This window comes from Sphingomonas sp. (assembly GCF_048594985.1).
Classification (GTDB): Bacteria; Pseudomonadota; Alphaproteobacteria; order Sphingomonadales; family Sphingomonadaceae; genus Sphingomonas_I.
Map to the genome: position 1 here is coordinate 1 of NZ_JBMDXG010000182.1, position 16,979 is coordinate 16,979.

The following is a 16,979-nucleotide window of genomic DNA, read 5'->3' on the forward strand; positions in this document are numbered from 1 at the left end:
TCACCAGCCCGCAGGCGCTCAACCAGCTCTACGTGCAGACCTCCACCGGCAGCGCGGTCGCGCTGTCGGCGGTGGCGCGCTTCGTTGAAGGCCAGGCGCTGCTGCAGGTGACGCGCGTGTCCCAATTCCCGGCGGCGACGCTGGGGTTCGACCTGCCGCCGGGCGTGGCGCTCGGCGCGGCGGTCGACGCGATCACGGCTGCGGAAAAACGGATCGGCGTACCCGAAGGGATCACCACCAGTTTCCTGGGCGCGGCGAACGCGTTTCGCGCCAGCCTCGCCAACGAAGTGTGGCTGATCCTCGCCGCGATCGTCGTGGTCTATATCGTGCTGGGCGTGCTCTACGAAAGCTTCGTCCATCCGGTGACGATCCTGTCAACGCTGCCGTCCGCCGGCGTCGGCGCGCTGCTCGCGCTGATGATGACGGGCAACGACCTGGGCGTGATCGGGATCATCGGCATCGTTCTGCTGATCGGCATCGTGAAGAAGAACGCGATCATGATGATCGACTTCGCGATCGACGCGCAGCGGACCGACGGGCTCGATCCCGACAGCGCGATCCGTCAGGCGGCGCACCTGCGCTTCCGCCCGATCATGATGACGACCTTCGCGGCGTTGTTCGCCGCGATCCCGCTGATCTTCGGCGCGGGCATGGGTGCCGAGCTGCGCCGGCCGCTCGGCATCTCGATCGCGGGCGGGCTGATCGTGAGCCAGGCGCTCACGCTTTTCACCACGCCGGTTATCTTCCTTGCGTTCGAGCGGCTGTCGGCGCGGATGCGTCGTACGCGCGAGGCGGAGCCGCTGCTGCCGCTGGAGCAGAAGGCGTGACCCTATCGGCGTGCCAGGCGGCATGAACCTTTCCGCGCCCTTCGTGCGCCGTCCGATCGGCACGCTGCTGCTGACGATCGGGCTGTTCCTGTCCGGCGTCGCGGCCTTCTTCGTGATGCCGGTCGCGCCGCTGCCGCAGGTCGATTTTCCGACCATCATGGTCCAGGCCAACCTTCCCGGCGCGAGCCCGACGACGATGGCGACCAGCGTGGCGAGCCCGCTCGAGCGGCGGATGTCGACCATCGCGGGCGTGACCGAGCTGACCTCGCAATCCGGTGTCGGATCGACGCGGGTGATCGCGCAGTTCGACCTCAGCCGCAATATCGACGGCGCCGCGCGTGACGTGCAGGCGGCGATCAATGCGTCGCGCGCCGACCTGCCCGCAACCTTGCGCACCAACCCCAGTTATCGAAAAATCAACCCGGCCGACGCGCCGATCATGATCATCGCGCTGACGAGCGACACGCGCCCGCCGTCCGAAATCTATAATTCGGTCGCCAATCTGGTCCAGCAGCGGCTGTTGCAGGTGAAGGGCGTGGGCGACGTCGAGCTGGGCGGCGCGGCGCTGCCGGCGGTCCGGATCGACCTCAACCCGCTCGCGCTCTCGCGCTACGGCATCCCGCTGGAAGATGTGCGGGCGGCGATCGCCGCGACCAATGCCAACCGGCCGCGCGGCGTGATCGACGGTCCCGACAATGCCTGGCAGATCTACGGCAACATTCCGGGCCTGCGCGCGAGCGATTATCGGGACATCGTGATCGCGTCGCGCAGCGGCACGGCCGTCCGCCTGGCCGAGATCGCGAACGTCTATGACGGGCCGCAGGACGTGCGGACGATGGGCCTGTTCAACGGCAAGCGCGCGGTGACGATCATCGTCAGCCGCCAGCCCGGCGCCAACATCATCGCCACGGTGGACTCGGTAAAGGCGCAGCTTCCCGCGCTGCAGGCCGCGATCCCGGCGGACATCAAGATGGCGGTCGCGTCCGATCGCACCACCACGATCCGCGCGTCACTGCACGAGGTCGAGCTGACGCTCGCCATCGCCACCTTGCTTGTGGTCATCGTCGTGTCGGTGTTCCTGCGCTCGCTTCGCGCGACGATCGTGCCGGCGGTGGCGGTCATCGCCTCGCTCTCGGGCACGCTCGGCATCATGTATCTGCTCGGGTTCAGCCTCAACAACCTGTCGCTGATGGCGCTGACGATCGCCACCGGTTTCGTGGTCGACGACGCGATCGTGGTGCTCGAAAATATCACGCGCCATGTCGAGGAGGGCGCCCGCCCGCTGGAGGCCGCGCTGCGCGGCGCGCGCGAGGTGGGCTTCACCGTCCTGTCGATCTCGGTCAGCCTGGTAGCGGTGTTCATCCCGCTCCTGTTCATGGGCGGGATCGTCGGGCGGCTGTTCAACGAATTCGCGGTGACGATGACGGTGGCGGTGCTGATCAGCCTGGTCATTTCGCTCACCACGACACCGATGCTCGCATCGCTGATCCTGAAGCGGCCCGAGGATCAGAAGCCCAACCGCTTCGCCCGGTTCTCCGAGCGGGTCTTCGACCGGCTGCAGCGGCGTTACACGCGAAGCCTCGATTGGGCGCTTACCAATCGCGGCGCGGTGATGGCGCTGCTGGCGGGCGCGGTGGGCCTCAACATCTTCCTGCTGAGCGTGATCCCGGGCGGATTTTTCCCCGAACAGGATACCGGGTCGCTCCAGGGCGGGCTGCGCGCGGACGAAAGCATCTCGTTCCGCGACATGCAGGTGAAGCTGACCGACATCGTCCGCATCATCAAGGCCGATCCGGCGATCAACACGGTCGTCGCCTTCACGGGCGGATCGCGCGCCGGCGGCGGCTTCCTGTTCGCCACGCTCAAGCCCAAGCGCGAGCGCGATCCCGCGCAGATGGTGATCGGACGGCTGCGGCCGAAACTGGCGCAGGTGACGGGTGTGACCGCGTTCCTGATGCCGGTGCAGGACATGCGCATCGGCGGCCGTGGCGGCAACCTCAGCTACCAATATGCGATGGTCGCCGATGATCCATCGGTGCTGCATGACGCGGCGACCAAGCTGGGCAGCGCGCTCAAACGCTATCCCGAACTCTCGGAGATCGATGTCGACATCGATCAGGGCGGGGCGGAGGTCTATGTCGATATCGACAAGGATGCGGCCGCACGCCTCGGCGTGTCGATGAACGCGATCACGCAGACGCTGTACGACGCCTTCGGCCAGCGACAGGTGGCGACGATCTACAGCGGTCTGAACCAATATTATGTCGTGATGGGGGTGGCGCCCGAATATACCGGCTCGCCCGAGGCGCTGCGCAATATCTATGTCCCCGCGACGCCACCGGCCAGCGGGACGTCGGTCGTCGGTCAGCCCGCCGCCACGCCGTCCGCGAGCGGGCTGCAGGTGATCGGCGGCGGTGCGAGCGGGGGCGGGTCGACGCCGACCTCGGGCACCGGCGCCGGGCGCGACGCCGCAGGCGGGGCGGCGGTCAACATGGCACCGTCGACCATGACCCCGCTGTCCGCGGTGGCGCGGTGGTCGACCCGCGCGACGGCGTCCGAAGTGGAACATCGGGATGCGGCGCCCTCCGCCCAGATCAGCTTCGCGCTGGCGCCGGGCTTCTCGCTCGGCCAGGCAGTGGCGCGGATCAAGGAGGTCGAGGGGTCGCTGAGCCTGCCCGAGCAGGTGCGCGGCAACGTCGCGGGCGCGGCGCTGGTCTTCCAGCAATCGACCCAATCCAACCCGATCCTGATCCTGTCAGCGATCGTGGTGATCTACATCGTGCTCGGCATTCTCTACGAAAGCGCGATCCATCCGCTGACGGTCCTGTCGACGCTGCCGTCGGCGGGGGTGGGCGCGACGATCGCGTTGATGGTGACGAACTCGCCGTTCGACCTGATCGCGCTGATCGGCCTGATCCTGCTGATCGGGATCGTGATGAAGAACGCGATCATGATCATCGATTTCGGCCTGGCGGCGGAGCGCGAGCGCGGCCTGCCGCCGGTGGCCGCGATCCGCGAGGCGTGCCTCCTTCGCTTCCGCCCGATCCTGATGACCACGCTCGCCGCCGCATTCGGCGCGCTGCCGCTGGCGATCGGCTTTGGCGAGGGCGCGGAACTGCGCCGGCCACTTGGCATCGCGATCATGGGCGGCCTGATCGCCGCGCAATTCCTGACGTTGCTCACCACGCCGGTCGTCTACCTGGCGCTCGACCGCTTCCGGCGGCGCGGCCCCCGGCGCGGGGCGAAGCGCCGCCTTACCACAGAGGCTCATCCCGCATGAAGAAGTCGGCGGCCCTGGCCGCGATCCTGTCCCTGACCGGCTGCAGCCTCGCGCCGCATTATGACCGGCCGGTTGCCGCTCTCCCGACCAGCTTCAAGGAAGCCCCGGGCTGGAAACCCGCGACGCCGGCGGACGCGATTGCCAAGGGCGAATGGTGGCTGCTGTTCGACGACCCCGTGCTGACCGACCTCGAGACACGCGTCGTGCGCGCCAATCAGAACGTCGCCGCCGCCGTCGCCGCCTATGATCAGGCGCGCGCGGCGGTGCGCGAGGTGCGCGCGGGCCTGCTGCCCGTGATCGACCTGTCGGCGAGCGCGCTGCGAGCGGGATCGTTCGGCGGGGGCGAGACGCAGATCATTGGCGGTAACACGGTCAATGTCAGCCGCGGCAACCGCCGCTTTGCGGTCGGGTCGGGTGTCACGTGGCAGCCCGATCTGTTCGGCCAGGTGCGAAGCGGCGTGCGTCAGCAGACCGCCAACGCGCAGGCGAGCCAGGCGGATCTCGCCAACATCACGCTCGCCGCGCAGGGCGACCTCGCCATCAATTACTTCCAGCTACGGGGGATCGAGACGCGCAAGGCGATCCTCGACACGACGGTCGCCGCCTATGAGCGCGCGTTGAAGATCAACGCCAACCGATACGAACAGGGCGTGGTCGCGAAGGTCGACGTGCTGCAGGCGCAAAGCCAGCTCGACAGCGCGCGCGCCAACGCCGCCGATCTCGTCCGCCAGCGCGCGGTACTGCAGCATGCGATCGCGGTATTGGTGGGCGAGAGCCCGTCGACCTTCACGCTCGCGCCGCAGCCGTGGAAGCGGGCGGTGCCCGAGATTCCGGGCGTGCTTCCGGCGACCGTCCTCGAACGGCGGCCCGATGTGGCGAGCGCCGAGCGGCGCGTCGCCGCCGCCAATGCCGCGATCGGGGTCGAGCGCGCGGCGTTCTTCCCGTCGTTGACCCTGTCTGGTGACATCGGGACGCAGGCCAGCCGGCTCGGCGATCTCTTCACGGCGACCAGCAGCATCTGGTCGCTCGGCATATCGGGCGCATTGACCCTGTTCGATTTCGGCGCACGGTCGGCGCGTGTCGCGCAGGCGCGGGCGGCGTACGAACAGACCGTGGCGCAATATCGCCAGAGCGTGCTCGTCGCGTTTCAGGAGGCCGAGGATGCGCTCGCGGCGGGGAACACCTTGTCCTATGTCGAGCAGCAGCGCCGGAGCGCGGCAGCATCGGCCAATCAGGTCGAAACCCTCACGCAAAATCAGTATGTTGCTGGGCAGGTCGCCTATTCGGACGTGATCGTGGCGCAGACGACGGCCTTTACCGCGCGCGAGGCGGAGGTGCAGGCGGTCGTTGATCGGCAGGTGGCGGCGATCAACCTGATCCAGGCGATCGGCGGGAGCTGGCCGCGCTCCTGACGAGCGCGAGCGCGCGCTGGAGCACCGGATCGCGCCCCGCGCGACGGTCCGCCAGCGTCGGCGAGAGTTCGACCGAGGGCGTGAGACCGACCCCTTCGAGGCGCTGTCCGCCGGGCGTGCGGATGTCGAATTCGGCGACGGCCAGCTCGCCGCCGTCAGGCAGCCGATAATAAGCCGCGCCGGTCAGCGATCCCGCCGTGCGCGCGCCCACGACAATACCACGCTTGCTGTCCTGGATCAGGGCGGCCACCGCCTCCGCCCCGCTCGCGCTGTCGCCGTCGACCAATACGGCAAGCGCGCCGGAATAGGCACGGTCTCCGGCGCCTGGCGCACGCTGAATCGTCTCGTTTCGACCGAGTTTCCAGACGAGCGGGCGATCGTCGGCAAAGAAGAGCCCGCCGACGCGCGCGATCACATCCGCATCGCCCCCGCCATTGCCGCGCAGATCGAGAATGAGGCCGGTCGGCGCGGCGCGATCAATCTCACGCGCGATCCAGCGATCGTCCCCGCGATCGAAGCCGCCGAGCGTGACGCGGAGAATGCCGCCGGGCAAATCCTGCGCGCGCCGGAGCGGCTCCGCCTCCTCGCGTTCCGCCGCGAGCGTGAGAGCATGGGGAGCATCGCTCTCGTCGCGGAACAGGAAGCGCGCCTGCTCGCCCGGCTGGGGCTGATAATTGATGTCGACATCACCGTCATTGACCCGCTCTACCTGCCAGCCGATCTCGACCCCCGCCCGCGCCGCCGGGGTGGCGGGGCGGACGCGCGTCACCCGCCAATCGCCCGCGTCGTCGGGTAGCATGGCGAAGCCGAACCCTTGTTCCGCCTCGCCCGCGTCGCGCGCCTTGCCGATTTCCACCTGCACCGGATCGATCGCGTAGACATGGCTGTCGCCCAGCGAGGCCAGCATCTCACCCAGCACCGTGTAAAAGGCACGTCGATCGGGGGCGGCCACCGCGCGCGCGCGGAAGCGTTCACGCGCCTCCTGCCAGTCACGCGCGATGCGCGCGCGATCCCAATATTTGTCGCGGACGAGGCCCCAGGCCCGATCGAAGACGCGCGCACCAAGCGCGGGATCGTGGGGTGGCGGTTCCGCCGGCACTGCGCTCGTAAGGCCGAACGCGATCAGCGCGACGAGCGACAGGCGGCCGATCACGGCTGGTCGAACGCGCAGCGCAGGGTCAGACTGCGTGGGGCGGCCGCATAGCTGATCTCGGCGCAGCGGCCGAGCCGATCCGCGCCGAAGGTTACGGCGGGCCATGGGCGCTGGCGGTCGAGCGGGTGCGCCACCACCACCTCACCAGGCTCGGCCGGGTCGTCGGGAAGCGCCTCGCGCCCCGGAAAATCGAGCTCGCGAACGAGCAGCCGGTCGAAACGAAAGCCCGCGAGCGCGCCGGGCCGCGCGAAGGCCAGCGGACGCACCGGGCGGACCACGCCGAACGCGGCGCGCCGTGTGGTCGGCGCGCCGGCCCAGCGCCCGCCCCACCGCTTGGCGAGGATGGCGCCCGCCGCCGCGGTCGCGCTGCTGTCGGCACGCAGCAGATCGAAGCGGAGCAACAGGCCGTCATCGGGGCTCGCGAGCCCGAACGTCTCGCTCTGATCGAGCGGCAGGACGCGCGCGCCATTGGGCGTCGGAGCGCCCGCCCGTTCCCAGCGGACGGACGGATAGGGGAGGACATCGGGCCCGACCTCGCCATCGACGCCCGTGCAGCAGGCGCGATAGTGATGCGAAACCTGAACCTTGCCGGAAAAGCTGTCGATACGAAGCTCGGCGATCGCGGCTTCGCTCGGCAATGTTACCCGCCCGACATTGAGGCCGACATCGGGCTGCCAGGGCAGCGCCAGGCGGGCGGCGGCATCCTCGTTCAGTTCGATGCTGTTGCGCTGGTCGAGCACGACGCGGAGCCGCATCGGCACACCCTGGATCGTCACCGCGATCACCGGGTCGGCGGCGTCGAGCAGCAGAGGGGGGAGCGGAGCCGGCGCCGGCGTGGTGGCGCAACCGGCGACGAGCGGCAGGAGAAGCAAGGCGGCGCGCTCTTGCCTCGCGCGCATCCCCTTGGCGTGCGCGCGCGGCTCGTTAGAGTGCGCGGCATGCCGACCCAGGAGCAGAGCGCCGATGCCTGACAGTGCCGACCTCGACCTTTTCCTGACCGGGCTGCCCAAGGCCGAGCTGCACCTCCATATCGAAGGGAGCCTCGAGCCCGAGCAGATGTTCGAATTCGCGCGTCGCAACCGGATCGTGATTCCCTTCGCATCGGTCGAGGAGCTTCGCGCCGCCTATAGCTTCACGCGCCTCCAGGACTTTCTCGACATCTACTATCAAGGGGCCGATGTGCTCCGTACCGAGCAGGATTTCCACGATCTCGCGCTCGCTTATTTTGCGCGTGCGCATGCGGACGGGGTTCGCCACGCCGAAATCTTCTTCGATCCGCAGACGCATACCGACCGCGGCCTGCCCTTTGCGGTGGCGGCGGATGGGCTGCTGGCGGGAATGAAGGCGGCCGAGGCCCGGTACGGCATCACGTCGCGGCTGATCCTCTGCTTCCTGCGCCATCTCGACGAGGAGGCGGCGTTCGCGACGCTGGCGGCCGCCGAGCCCTGGCTCGATCGGATCGCGGGGGTCGGGCTCGACAGTTCGGAGGTGGGGCATCCGCCCGAAAAGTTCGCGCGCGTGTTCGCGGCGGCGGCCGGCCACGGGTTGAAGCGCGTCGCGCATGCGGGGGAGGAGGGGCCGCCCGCTTATGTCTACGAGGCACTCGACATCCTGCGTGTCGACCGGATCGACCATGGTAATCGCGCGATGGAGGACCCGGCGCTCGTCACGCGTCTGGCGCGGAGCGGCATGACGCTGACCGTCTGCCCGTTGTCCAACCTCAAGCTGTGCGTGGTCGACGGGATGGCGCGGCATCCCTTGCCGGCGATGCTGCGCAACGGGCTGCGCGCGACGATCAATTCCGACGATCCGGCCTATTTCGGGGGCTATGTCGCGGACAATTATCGCGCGGCGGCGCCTTACTTGTCACGCGACCAGATCGTCACGCTGGCGCGCAACAGCTTCCTCGGCTCGTTTCTGCCGGATGAGGCGGTCACGCGACACCTCGCCACGATCGACGAATTCGTGGGCGCGGCGTGACCCAGCCCGAGCTCGCGCCGATCCCGCACGAGCAGTTCGTGGCGGATGTGGAGGCCGTCGCGGCGGCGCTGGAAAGCGATGGGTGGCGACCCGACCATATCGTCGGGATCGGGCGGGGCGGGCTGGTGCCCGGCGCCTACCTGTCACACCGCATGGGCATCTCGCTTTTGTCGGTCGATTATAGCTCCGGCGTGCCCGGATTTGCCGGCGAGTTGATCGCCAAGCTGGCGGAGGCGACGGGGGCGGGGCGCAACATCCTGCTCATCGACGACATCAACGACAGCGGGGGCACGATCGTCGCGCTACGCGCCGCGCTGGCCGCCGAGGGCGCGGCGATGACAGGCGTGCGTGTGGCGGTCCTCATCGACAATGCGGGATCGCGGGCGCGGGTCGATTATCGCGCGCGTACGATCGACCGAGCCAGCGACAAACGCTGGTTCGTCTTCCCTTGGGAAGCGATGGCGCCGCGCGAAACTCTCGCGAAAGAAGCCTGCGAAGTACCGGAAAGACTTAATTAAGGGACCGAACCGGGGCCCGGCCCGTTATCTCCCTCACCCAAGCAGGAGAGAGAGATGCGAACCCTAGCGATCATCACCGCCGCGGCCTTGGCGCTGCCCCTGAGCGCGCAGGTCGCGGGCGGCTCGGCTGCCGGCGGCACCGGCGCTGCACGCACGACCGGGACGACCGGGACGACCGTCGGCGCACCTGGAAGCGGTCCCGCCACCATGGGCACGCCCGGAACGACCGGAAGCGTCGGGACCGGCATGACGACGCCCGGCAGCGCCAATGCACCGGTTGGCGCACAGACGGGCGTGACGCGGCCCAACGCCCCCGGAACGAGCGTGGGCGCGACCGGATCGACCACGACCGGCACCCATACCGGGCACCGGACGCCCCCCGCGACGTCGGTGACCGGCGCCACAACCGGATCGACCACGACCACGACGGATTCGAGCGTCCCGCCGCGCTGATCGGCGTTCCCCTTCTGTCTCCGCCGCGCTAGAAAGCGCGCATGGCCGACGCCGGACAGCGCGGCGGAGACGATCGTCCGCGCAAGATCATCCATGTCGACATGGACGCGTTCTACGCGTCGGTCGAACAGCGCGATAACCCCGACCTGCGCGGGCGGCCGGTTGCGGTCGGCGGCTCGCGCGAGCGGGGCGTTGTCGCTGCCGCCAGTTACGAGGCGCGTGTTTTCGGGGTGCGATCGGCGATGGCATCGGCCACCGCGCGACGGCGCTGTCCCGACCTCATCTTCGTCAAGCCGCGCTTCGAAATCTATTCCGCGATCAGCCGCGAGATCCGCGCCATCTTCGCCGATTATACCGCGCTGATCGAGCCGCTGTCGCTCGACGAGGCCTATCTCGTTGTGTCCGGCGCGGAATCAGCGCGAGCGATCGCCGAGGAAATACGCGCGCGGATCCGGGCCGAGACAGGGCTGACCGCCTCGGCAGGGGTTTCCTACAACAAGTTCATCGCGAAGCTGGCGTCGGACCAGAACAAGCCCGACGGCCTGTGCGTCATCCCGCCCGACAGGGGGCCACGCTTCGTCGAAGGGCTGCCGGTGGCGCGCTTCCACGGGGTCGGCCCCAAGACGGCTGAGCGGATGACGCAGTTGGGGATCGTCACGGGCGCCGATCTCAAGGCGCAGAGCATGACTTTCCTGGAGGCGCATTTCGGCAGCTTCGCCGCCTATCTTCACGGCGCGGCGCGCGGGATCGACGATCGGCCGGTGCGCGCCAACCGCATCCGCAAGTCGGTCGGTGCGGAGCGAACCTTTTTCGAAGATATCGCCGAGCGCGACGCGCTGGCCGCCGCGCTTTCGAACGTGCTCGACGCGTTGATGGAGCGGATCGACCGGGTGGCCGCGCGCGGACGGACCGTCACGCTCAAGGTCAAATATGCCGACTTCCGGCAGATCACGCGCGCGCGCAGCTTCGCCGTCCCGGTCGGCGATCGTGCCGCGATCAGCGCGGCCGGGCTGGCGCTGCTCGACGCGCTCTGTCCGGTCGAGAAGGGCGTCCGCCTGCTCGGCCTCACGCTCTCCGCGCTGGTGGGCGACAAGGAGGAGGCGCCGGTGGCGCAGCTTGATCTCGTCCTCTGAACGGCCAGTCGATCAGGCTGCCCGCGAACAGGCAGGCCCAGACGATCAGCGGCTGCAACAGCATGCGGGGTCCGTGATAGAACCAGCCCGGCCCAAGGCCGGCGACGGCCGCATAATCCAGCGCATGCTTGATGTTGGCGGGGAAGACGCAAACCGCATAGAGCGCGAGCATTGCGGCCGCCGCCTTTCTGGTGAGCGGCCAGAGCAGCCCGACGCTGCCCGCCGCCTCGCACCAGCCGGTCGCGACGACCGTTAACCGGGGGGCGGGAACCCAGGCCGGAACGATGCGCAGGAAGACTTCGGGGCGGGCGACGTGCGCGATCGCCGCGATCAGGAACAACGCGGCCAGCAGCCCACGCAATCTCCGACGCCATCGCTCCAGCACCACGGCTGTCCAGCGCCGGCGAAAGCCGATCGTTCCCGGGGAAAGGATTTTCTTCGTGCGCCCGCGTTGACAGGAATGACGGCGGGCGCGCACCCGGATCCGACAGAGAGGGGGCCGCCATGCAGCGCCGGCTGGGTGAGAGATATGCATTGGTGGTCGCTGGCGTGACCTTCGCGGCGCTGCTCGCGGCGGCCGGCCTTCGCGCGGCGCCGGGTGTGCTGATGCTGCCGCTGGAGGTTGGATTCGGATGGAGCCGCGCGACCGTGTCGACCGCGGCCGCGATCGGCATCTGCCTTTACGGCCTGGTCGGGCCGTTCGCGGCGGCGTTGATGCAGACGGTCGGGATCAGGCGGACGATGGTCGGCGGGCTGGCGCTCATGGCGGGCTCGACCTTCGCCAGCCTGTGGATGCGCGAGCCCTGGCAGTATGTCGTGACCTGGGGCGTGCTGTCGGGTGTCGGCAGCGGCGCGGTAGCGTCGGTGATGGGCGCGGCGGTGGTCAATCGCTGGTTCGCGACGCGGCAGGGCTTGGTAATGGGGGCGCTGACCGCGTCGACCGCGACCGGCGCGCTCGTCTTCCTGCCGTTCATGGCATGGCTGTCGCGCGAAGGCGCGTGGTCGCCGGTCGTGCTGTTCGTCAGCATCGCCTGCGCCGTGCTGATCCCGGTCGTCCTGCTGCTCGTGCCCGAGCATCCGGGCGACATCGGCACGCAGCGTTTCGGTGCGGAGCCGGGCAGTATGCCGCCCCAACGACGCGCAGCGCCAGGCGTGATGGTGGCGTTCACCACGCTCCGGATCGCCAGCCGCTCGCCGACCTTCTGGCTGCTGTTCGGCACCTTCTTCGCCTGTGGCCTAACCACCAACGGCCTCGTCGGGACGCACCTGATCGCCTATTGCGGCGACAATGGGATCGCGCCCGTGCAGGCGGCGGGGCTGCTTTCGCTGATGGGGTTGTTCGATCTGGTCGGGACGACCGGGTCGGGCTGGCTCACCGACCGTCACGACCCACGCAAGCTGCTGTTCGTCTATTACGGCCTGCGAGGACTGTCGTTGATCGCGCTGCCATTCCTCGATTTCGGGGCGTCGAGCCTCACCCTGTTCGCCATCTTCTACGGGCTCGACTGGATCGCCACTGTGCCGCCCACGGTGAAACTGGCCAACCAAACGTTCGGGGAGCGTGACGCGCCGATCGTCTTCGGCTGGGTGTTCGTCGGGCATCAGCTCGGCGCCGCGACCGCTGCGCTCGGTGCCGGACTGATCCGGACAGAAACCGGGAGCTACGCGCCCGCCTTTGTGATCGCTGGGCTGTTCGGGCTGGTGGCGGCGCTGGCGGTGATCCTGTGGCGCCGCGCGCCCGCGCCGATGCTTCAGGCGGCCTGAGAAAGGAAGCGTTCGACGGTCGCGGCGGCGGCGATGCCCGAGGCCCATGCGCCGTGGACGGTGGAGTAATCCTCTCGCGAACAGGCTTCCCCCGCAAAGGCGAGGCGCTCGCTCAACGGCCGCGCAAGCACGGCGCGCTGGGCGCTCTCGCCGGGACGAGCATGGCTATAGGCGCCGCCGATCGTCGGCTCGGCATGCCACCAGCTTCCCGCGACCGGGTGGAGCCCACGCGCAAAGTCGGACCCTAGCAGGCGTCCGAGTTCGTCGATCGTGAAGGCCGCGCGGCCGGCGTCCCCCACTTTCTCCATCGCCCGCGCGGCGATGCCGCCGAAGAAGCATTCGATCAGCGGCCGGCCGAACGGGCGGAGATAATAGCTGCCCGTCAGTGCGGCACGCGGGTCGCCGAGCATATGGCTTTCGGCAGGAATCGCGTCGGGGCGGTCGATCGCGAGGAACAGTTTGTCGACCCGTCCGAGCGGCAGGCAGGCGGCGGCGTGCAGATGATCGTCCACGCGCGGGGAGAAACGGATATCGCCACGCGCGAGGATGTCGGTCGGCACGGCGATGATCGCCGCATCCGCCATGATCGTGCCGGCGGAGGTCTCGACCGCGATCCGCCGGCCACCGTCGTCGATCGCCGTAGCTGCGACCCCAAGGCGGAGCGGCAAGTCGGCGGCGGCTCCGGCGATCAGTGCGCCATAGCCGGACGGCAGCCGCCAGTCGGTATCCGACGCCGCATCGTCATAAGCGAGATAGTCCCGCGCGGAGACGTGATCGAGTTCCGCGCCATTCAGCGCGCCGCTCAGCATGTCGAGATAGCCGCGCCAGGGATGATCTTGCGTAATGGCATTGCCAGCAACGTCGTCCGCCGGCCCTGCGCGAAGGCCGGCGTCGAGTTCGGCGTAGGCCTTTTCCGCGGCATGTTGGTCGGCAAGCGGAAAGGCGAGGTTGCGCAGCTGTTTACGCCATGCGGCAGGCGTGCGATCGATCCCGACGCCGCTGCTCTCGGCAATTGCAACGAGGGGGTTGCGCTCGGCCGAATGGAGCCAGCCAGCCCCCAGATCGACGGGCAGGCCATCCGCCAGAACGGTATGCGCGCGGCCGCCGATTCGACCCATCGCCTCGATCAGCAGCACCGTTCTGCCTGCTCCGCGCAACCGTCGCGCGGCGGCGATCCCCGCTGCGCCCGCGCCTATGATCACGACCTCGATGTCCATCGCGCTCCCCTTGACGCGACGGGAAAGCAGTTTCAGGCGTTACGTTCCAGGATAAGGAGAGGGCATGCTCGCGACCCCGCGCACGCTGGAGGAGAAGAGGGCGGCCGCCGGGCTGGGCGGTGGCCGGACGCGGATCGACGCGCAGCACGCCAAGGGGCGGCTGACCGCGCGCGAGCGGATCGAGGTGCTGCTCGATCCTGGCTTGTTCGAGGAGCTCGAGATGTATGTCGAGCATAACCGCACCGATTTCGGCATGGCGGAGACGATCATTCCCGGCGACGGGGTGGGGATCGGGATCGGGCACGATGGAACCCCTGGAAGAAGCATGACGATATTCCCCTGTGAGCGCCTGTGCTGAAGGCACATTCGGGCCCTTGGCTAAAGGAACCCGCCGCATGAGCGAGTATCGGGCTGTGGTGCGGTGGGCGGCGGCGGACGATGCCGCCTTTCTGTCGCGGCGTTACAGCCGCGCGCACTCGTGGACGTTCGACGGCGGGGCCGAGGTAGCAGCCTCCGCATCGCCGCAGGTGGTGCCTGAGCCGCTGTCCGACCCGGCCGGCGTCGATCCCGAAGAAGCGTTGGTCGCGGCGCTGGCAAGCTGCCACATGCTGTTCTTCCTCGATCTGGCGTCGCGGGACGGGCTGGATGTGCGCTCCTATGTCGATCGGGCGATCGGGCGGATGGGGACGAGGCCCGACGGGCGTGAGGCGATGGTCGAGGCGGTGCTGCGCCCCGAGGTGGAACTGGCGGGACCTGCGGGATTGGAACGCGTCGTCGGGCTGCACGAGCGTGCGCACGCGCTTTGCTACATCGCCAACTCGGTCAATTTCCCGGTCCGAGTGGAGCCGAGCGTATGACGCTTGGGTCGCTCAACCATGTCGGGATTGCTACCCCACCGACCGAACGTGCGATCGAGACCTATCGACTGTTGCTCGGCGCGACCGTGCTGCGCCTACCGTTCGACGTACCCGAGCAGAAGGTGCGCGTCTGCTTCATGGAAAATATCCTTCGCGCCGAGAAGCCCGCGACGGTCAAGCAGGTGGTGGCCAAGCCGGGTGACAGCCTTGCCGTCGATGGTGATCCTGGAATTCGAGTGATTTAACGCCGTCTGCTCGCGCAAGGCGGAAAAACGAGAACCAGAAAAAGAGGATGCGATGACGGCTGAACCCCTGGACTTTGCGTTGGGCGAAATGGCGGACGCGATCCGCGACACGACCCGGCGTTTCGCCGCTGACCGGATCGCGCCGCTCGCGGCGGCGATCGATGCAGAGGATCGCTTCCCGTACGAGTTATGGCCCGAAATGGGCGCGCTCGGGCTGCATGGCATCACCGTGGCCGAAGAATATGGCGGGCTTGGCCTCGGCTATCTTGAGCATGTCGTGGCCTGCGAGGAGGTGGCGCGCGCCTCTGCTTCGGTCGGCCTGTCCTATGGCGCGCATTCGAACCTGTGCGTCAACCAGATCCACCGTTGGGGCACCGACGCGCAGAAGGCGCGCTATCTGCCCGATCTCGTCTCCGGCGCGCATGTCGGCAGCCTCGCCATGTCCGAGGCGGGCGCAGGATCGGACGTTGTCGCGATGAAGCTGCGCGCCGACCGCGTTGATGGCGGCTTTCGCCTGAATGGGACCAAGTTCTGGATCACCAACGCGGCCTATGCCGACACGCTCGTCGTCTATGCCAAGACCACGCCCGACGCGGGATCGAAAGGGATCACCGCTTTTCTGATCGAGAAAGACATGCCCGGTTTCGCCATTGGGCAGAAGATCGACAAGATGGGCATGCGCGGCAGCCCGACCGCCGAATTGGTCTTCACCGATTGCATCGTGCCCGAGGAGAATGTGCTCGGTCCTCTCGACAATGGAGTGAAGGTGCTGATGTCGGGCCTCGATTATGAGCGCGTCGTACTGTCGGGCATCCAGCTCGGCATCATGCAGGCGTGCCTCGACGTCGTGGTGCCATACCTCAACGAGCGGAAGCAGTTCGGCAAGACAATCGGCAGCTTCCAGCTGATGCAGGCCAAGGTGGCGGACATGTATGTCGCGCTCAATTCTGCGCGGGCCTATTCCTACGCGGTCGCGCGCGCCTGCGACGCGGGGCGGACGACGCGGTTCGATGCGGCGGGCGCGATCCTCCTTGCCAGCGAGAATGCGGTGAAGGTCGCGAACGAGGCGGTGCAGGCGCTGGGCGGGGCGGGCTACACCAAGGACTGGCCGGTCGAACGCTACCTGCGCGACGCCAAGCTGCTCGATATCGGCGCCGGCACCAATGAAATCCGCCGCATGCTGATCGGGCGGGAGCTGCTGAATGGGTGATGCGGGCATATACCGGACGCTGATCGACGCGGATGCGCTCGCCATTCTGGTCGAGCGCGGGGAGGTCGTGCTGTTCGACTGCCGGTTTGACCTGGCGGATACCGAGGCGGGGCGGGCGGCCTATTTGGCAGGGCATATTCCGGGCGCGGTCTATCTCCATCTCGACGATGATCTTTCCGCGCCGGCGGGTCCGCGCGGGCGTCATCCGCTACCCGACCGGGCGGCCTTCGCGGCGCGGCTCGCGGCCTACGGGCTCAATGCCGGGCAGCAGGTGGTGGCCTATGACGCCGCAGGCGGCGCCTATGCGGCGCGCTTGTGGTGGATGTTGCGCTGGGTCGGCCATGATGCGGCGGCAGTGCTCGATGGTGGGCTACCCGCCTGGACGGCTGCGGGACGACCATTGGTGCGCGATGTGACGGCGCCTTCGGAAGGCTCGTTTCGCGCCGCGCCTTCGCTAGCGCGCGCGGTCGAGGTGGACGAGGTGCTGAACGGTATCGGAGGGGATATGGCGGTCGTCGATGCCCGCGCGCCGCATCGTTTTCGGGGCGAGTCCGATCCGCTCGATCCGGTGTCCGGGCGCATTCCGGGGGCGCGCAACCGCTTCTTCCGCGACAATCTTGATGAGGCCGGGCGCTTCAAGCCGGGCGACGTGTTGGCGGCGGAGTGGAGCGGGGTGTTGGCGACGACGCCCGCTGCGCAGGTCGTCCATCAGTGCGGATCGGGGGTCACCGCCACGCACAATGTGCTGGCGATGGAGGTCGCCGGCTTGTTCGGATCGCGGCTTTACCCCGGATCGTGGAGCGAATGGATCGCCGACCCGTCCCGGCCGGTCGAACGCGGGGCCGCGGACCGCTAAGCGCGTCGCCCCTCCGCCATCATGCCGTCACGGTGCATAGGCTCGCATGAACAGGGTCACCGCGAAGTCGCAAT

At 68.4% G+C, this 16,979-nt stretch carries 17 protein-coding genes; 13 read left to right on the plus strand and 4 right to left on the minus strand.

The genetic code is table 11. From position 1 onward, the window contains the following. The 3 genes from ACOJSF_RS06950 to ACOJSF_RS06960 all read left to right on the plus strand — a co-directional run. Positions 1–827: efflux RND transporter permease subunit (locus ACOJSF_RS06950; protein ID WP_420141486.1), on the plus strand; the 827-nt coding region annotated here is incomplete at its 5' end. A gap of 22 nt (positions 828–849) precedes the next feature. Further along, positions 850–4,107, plus strand: a complete 3,258-nt coding sequence (locus ACOJSF_RS06955; protein WP_420141487.1) for an efflux RND transporter permease subunit — start codon at positions 850–852, stop codon at positions 4,105–4,107. Beyond that, positions 4,104–5,519 (plus strand): efflux transporter outer membrane subunit, encoded by a 1,416-nt coding sequence (locus ACOJSF_RS06960; RefSeq protein ID WP_420141488.1) that lies wholly within the window; start codon positions 4,104–4,106, stop codon positions 5,517–5,519. The genes ACOJSF_RS06955 and ACOJSF_RS06960 overlap by 4 nt, the downstream gene beginning before the upstream one ends. On the opposite strand, the gene ACOJSF_RS06965 is transcribed toward ACOJSF_RS06960, so the two are convergent. Further along, entirely contained in the window at positions 5,476–6,672 is a 1,197-nt protein-coding gene (locus ACOJSF_RS06965; protein WP_420141489.1) for a S41 family peptidase, read from the minus strand. The two genes, ACOJSF_RS06960 and ACOJSF_RS06965, sit on opposite strands and share 44 nt — an antisense overlap. Beyond that, positions 6,669–7,544 carry a hypothetical protein gene (locus ACOJSF_RS06970; RefSeq protein ID WP_420141490.1) on the minus strand — a complete coding sequence of 292 codons (876 nt, stop codon included), beginning with the start codon at positions 7,542–7,544 and terminating at the stop codon, positions 6,669–6,671. The genes ACOJSF_RS06965 and ACOJSF_RS06970 overlap by 4 nt, the downstream gene beginning before the upstream one ends. A 91-nt stretch (positions 7,545–7,635) precedes the next feature. Between ACOJSF_RS06970 and ACOJSF_RS06975 the strand changes: the two genes are divergently transcribed. The 4 genes from ACOJSF_RS06975 to dinB are packed head-to-tail and all read left to right on the plus strand — an operon-like array spanning position 7,636 to position 10,756. Beyond that, the gene (locus ACOJSF_RS06975; RefSeq protein WP_420141491.1) at positions 7,636–8,652 is read left to right on the plus strand and encodes an adenosine deaminase; all 1,017 of its coding nucleotides are present in this window, start codon (positions 7,636–7,638) and stop codon (positions 8,650–8,652) included. Then, positions 8,649–9,170 (plus strand): phosphoribosyltransferase, encoded by a 522-nt coding sequence (locus tag ACOJSF_RS06980; RefSeq protein ID WP_420141492.1) that lies wholly within the window; start codon positions 8,649–8,651, stop codon positions 9,168–9,170. Before ACOJSF_RS06975 ends, ACOJSF_RS06980 begins: the two co-directional genes overlap by 4 nt. Before the next feature lie 54 nt (positions 9,171–9,224). After that, positions 9,225–9,623, plus strand: a complete 399-nt coding sequence (locus ACOJSF_RS06985) for a hypothetical protein (protein ID WP_420141493.1) — start codon at positions 9,225–9,227, stop codon at positions 9,621–9,623. A gap of 41 nt (positions 9,624–9,664) precedes the next feature. Continuing rightward, the gene (dinB, locus tag ACOJSF_RS06990; protein WP_420141494.1) at positions 9,665–10,756 is read left to right on the plus strand and encodes a DNA polymerase IV; all 1,092 of its coding nucleotides are present in this window, start codon (positions 9,665–9,667) and stop codon (positions 10,754–10,756) included. Here dinB and ACOJSF_RS06995 read toward each other — a convergent pair. After that, complete coding sequence (locus ACOJSF_RS06995; RefSeq protein ID WP_420141495.1) at positions 10,689–11,117, minus strand: DoxX family protein; 429 nt, start codon at positions 11,115–11,117, stop codon at positions 10,689–10,691. The two genes, dinB and ACOJSF_RS06995, sit on opposite strands and share 68 nt — an antisense overlap. A 143-nt stretch (positions 11,118–11,260) precedes the next feature. Here ACOJSF_RS06995 and ACOJSF_RS07000 point away from each other — a divergent pair, with 143 nt between their 5' ends. Then, complete coding sequence (locus ACOJSF_RS07000) at positions 11,261–12,520, plus strand: MFS transporter (protein WP_420141496.1); 1,260 nt, start codon at positions 11,261–11,263, stop codon at positions 12,518–12,520. Here ACOJSF_RS07000 and ACOJSF_RS07005 read toward each other — a convergent pair. Next, on the minus strand, positions 12,508–13,737 hold the full coding sequence (locus tag ACOJSF_RS07005; protein ID WP_420141497.1) for a flavin monoamine oxidase family protein: 1,230 nt from the start codon (positions 13,735–13,737) through the stop codon (positions 12,508–12,510). The genes ACOJSF_RS07000 and ACOJSF_RS07005 overlap by 13 nt on opposite strands. Before the next feature lie 64 nt (positions 13,738–13,801). Here ACOJSF_RS07005 and ACOJSF_RS07010 point away from each other — a divergent pair, with 64 nt between their 5' ends. The 5 genes from ACOJSF_RS07010 to ACOJSF_RS07030 are packed head-to-tail and all read left to right on the plus strand — an operon-like array spanning position 13,802 to position 16,905. Further along, a complete protein-coding gene (locus tag ACOJSF_RS07010; RefSeq protein ID WP_420141498.1) occupies positions 13,802–14,095 on the plus strand; it encodes a carboxyl transferase domain-containing protein in 294 nt (97 codons plus the stop codon). Positions 14,096–14,132: 37 nt separating this feature from the next. After that, entirely contained in the window at positions 14,133–14,594 is a 462-nt protein-coding gene (locus ACOJSF_RS07015) for an OsmC family protein (RefSeq protein WP_420141499.1), read from the plus strand. Then, positions 14,591–14,839, plus strand: coding sequence for a hypothetical protein (locus ACOJSF_RS07020; protein WP_420141500.1), 249 nt, complete (start codon positions 14,591–14,593; stop codon positions 14,837–14,839). Before ACOJSF_RS07015 ends, ACOJSF_RS07020 begins: the two co-directional genes overlap by 4 nt. Before the next feature lie 52 nt (positions 14,840–14,891). Then, on the plus strand, positions 14,892–16,049 hold the full coding sequence (locus tag ACOJSF_RS07025; protein WP_420141501.1) for an isovaleryl-CoA dehydrogenase: 1,158 nt from the start codon (positions 14,892–14,894) through the stop codon (positions 16,047–16,049). Continuing rightward, entirely contained in the window at positions 16,042–16,905 is an 864-nt protein-coding gene (locus ACOJSF_RS07030; protein ID WP_420141502.1) for a sulfurtransferase, read from the plus strand. Before ACOJSF_RS07025 ends, ACOJSF_RS07030 begins: the two co-directional genes overlap by 8 nt. Positions 16,906–16,979 lie beyond the last annotated feature (74 nt).

Bases quoted from the DNA above. Each gene is read 5' to 3' on its own strand.
- ACOJSF_RS07020 (WP_420141500.1), top strand. From the start codon at position 14,591: ATGACGCTTGGGTCGCTCAACCATGTCGGGATTGCTACCCCACCGACC.
- ACOJSF_RS06985 (WP_420141493.1), top strand. From the start codon at position 9,225: ATGCGAACCCTAGCGATCATCACCGCCGCGGCCTTGGCGCTGCCCCTG.
- ACOJSF_RS06975 (WP_420141491.1), top strand. From the start codon at position 7,636: ATGCCTGACAGTGCCGACCTCGACCTTTTCCTGACCGGGCTGCCCAAG.
- ACOJSF_RS07010 (WP_420141498.1), top strand. From the start codon at position 13,802: ATGCTCGCGACCCCGCGCACGCTGGAGGAGAAGAGGGCGGCCGCCGGG.
- ACOJSF_RS07030 (WP_420141502.1), top strand. From the start codon at position 16,042: ATGGGTGATGCGGGCATATACCGGACGCTGATCGACGCGGATGCGCTC.
- dinB (WP_420141494.1), top strand. From the start codon at position 9,665: ATGGCCGACGCCGGACAGCGCGGCGGAGACGATCGTCCGCGCAAGATC.
- ACOJSF_RS07000 (WP_420141496.1), top strand. From the start codon at position 11,261: ATGCAGCGCCGGCTGGGTGAGAGATATGCATTGGTGGTCGCTGGCGTG.
- ACOJSF_RS07025 (WP_420141501.1), top strand. From the start codon at position 14,892: ATGACGGCTGAACCCCTGGACTTTGCGTTGGGCGAAATGGCGGACGCG.
- ACOJSF_RS07015 (WP_420141499.1), top strand. From the start codon at position 14,133: ATGAGCGAGTATCGGGCTGTGGTGCGGTGGGCGGCGGCGGACGATGCC.
- ACOJSF_RS06955 (WP_420141487.1), top strand. From the start codon at position 850: ATGAACCTTTCCGCGCCCTTCGTGCGCCGTCCGATCGGCACGCTGCTG.
- ACOJSF_RS07005 (WP_420141497.1), bottom strand. From the start codon at position 13,737: ATGGACATCGAGGTCGTGATCATAGGCGCGGGCGCAGCGGGGATCGCC.
- ACOJSF_RS06960 (WP_420141488.1), top strand. From the start codon at position 4,104: ATGAAGAAGTCGGCGGCCCTGGCCGCGATCCTGTCCCTGACCGGCTGC.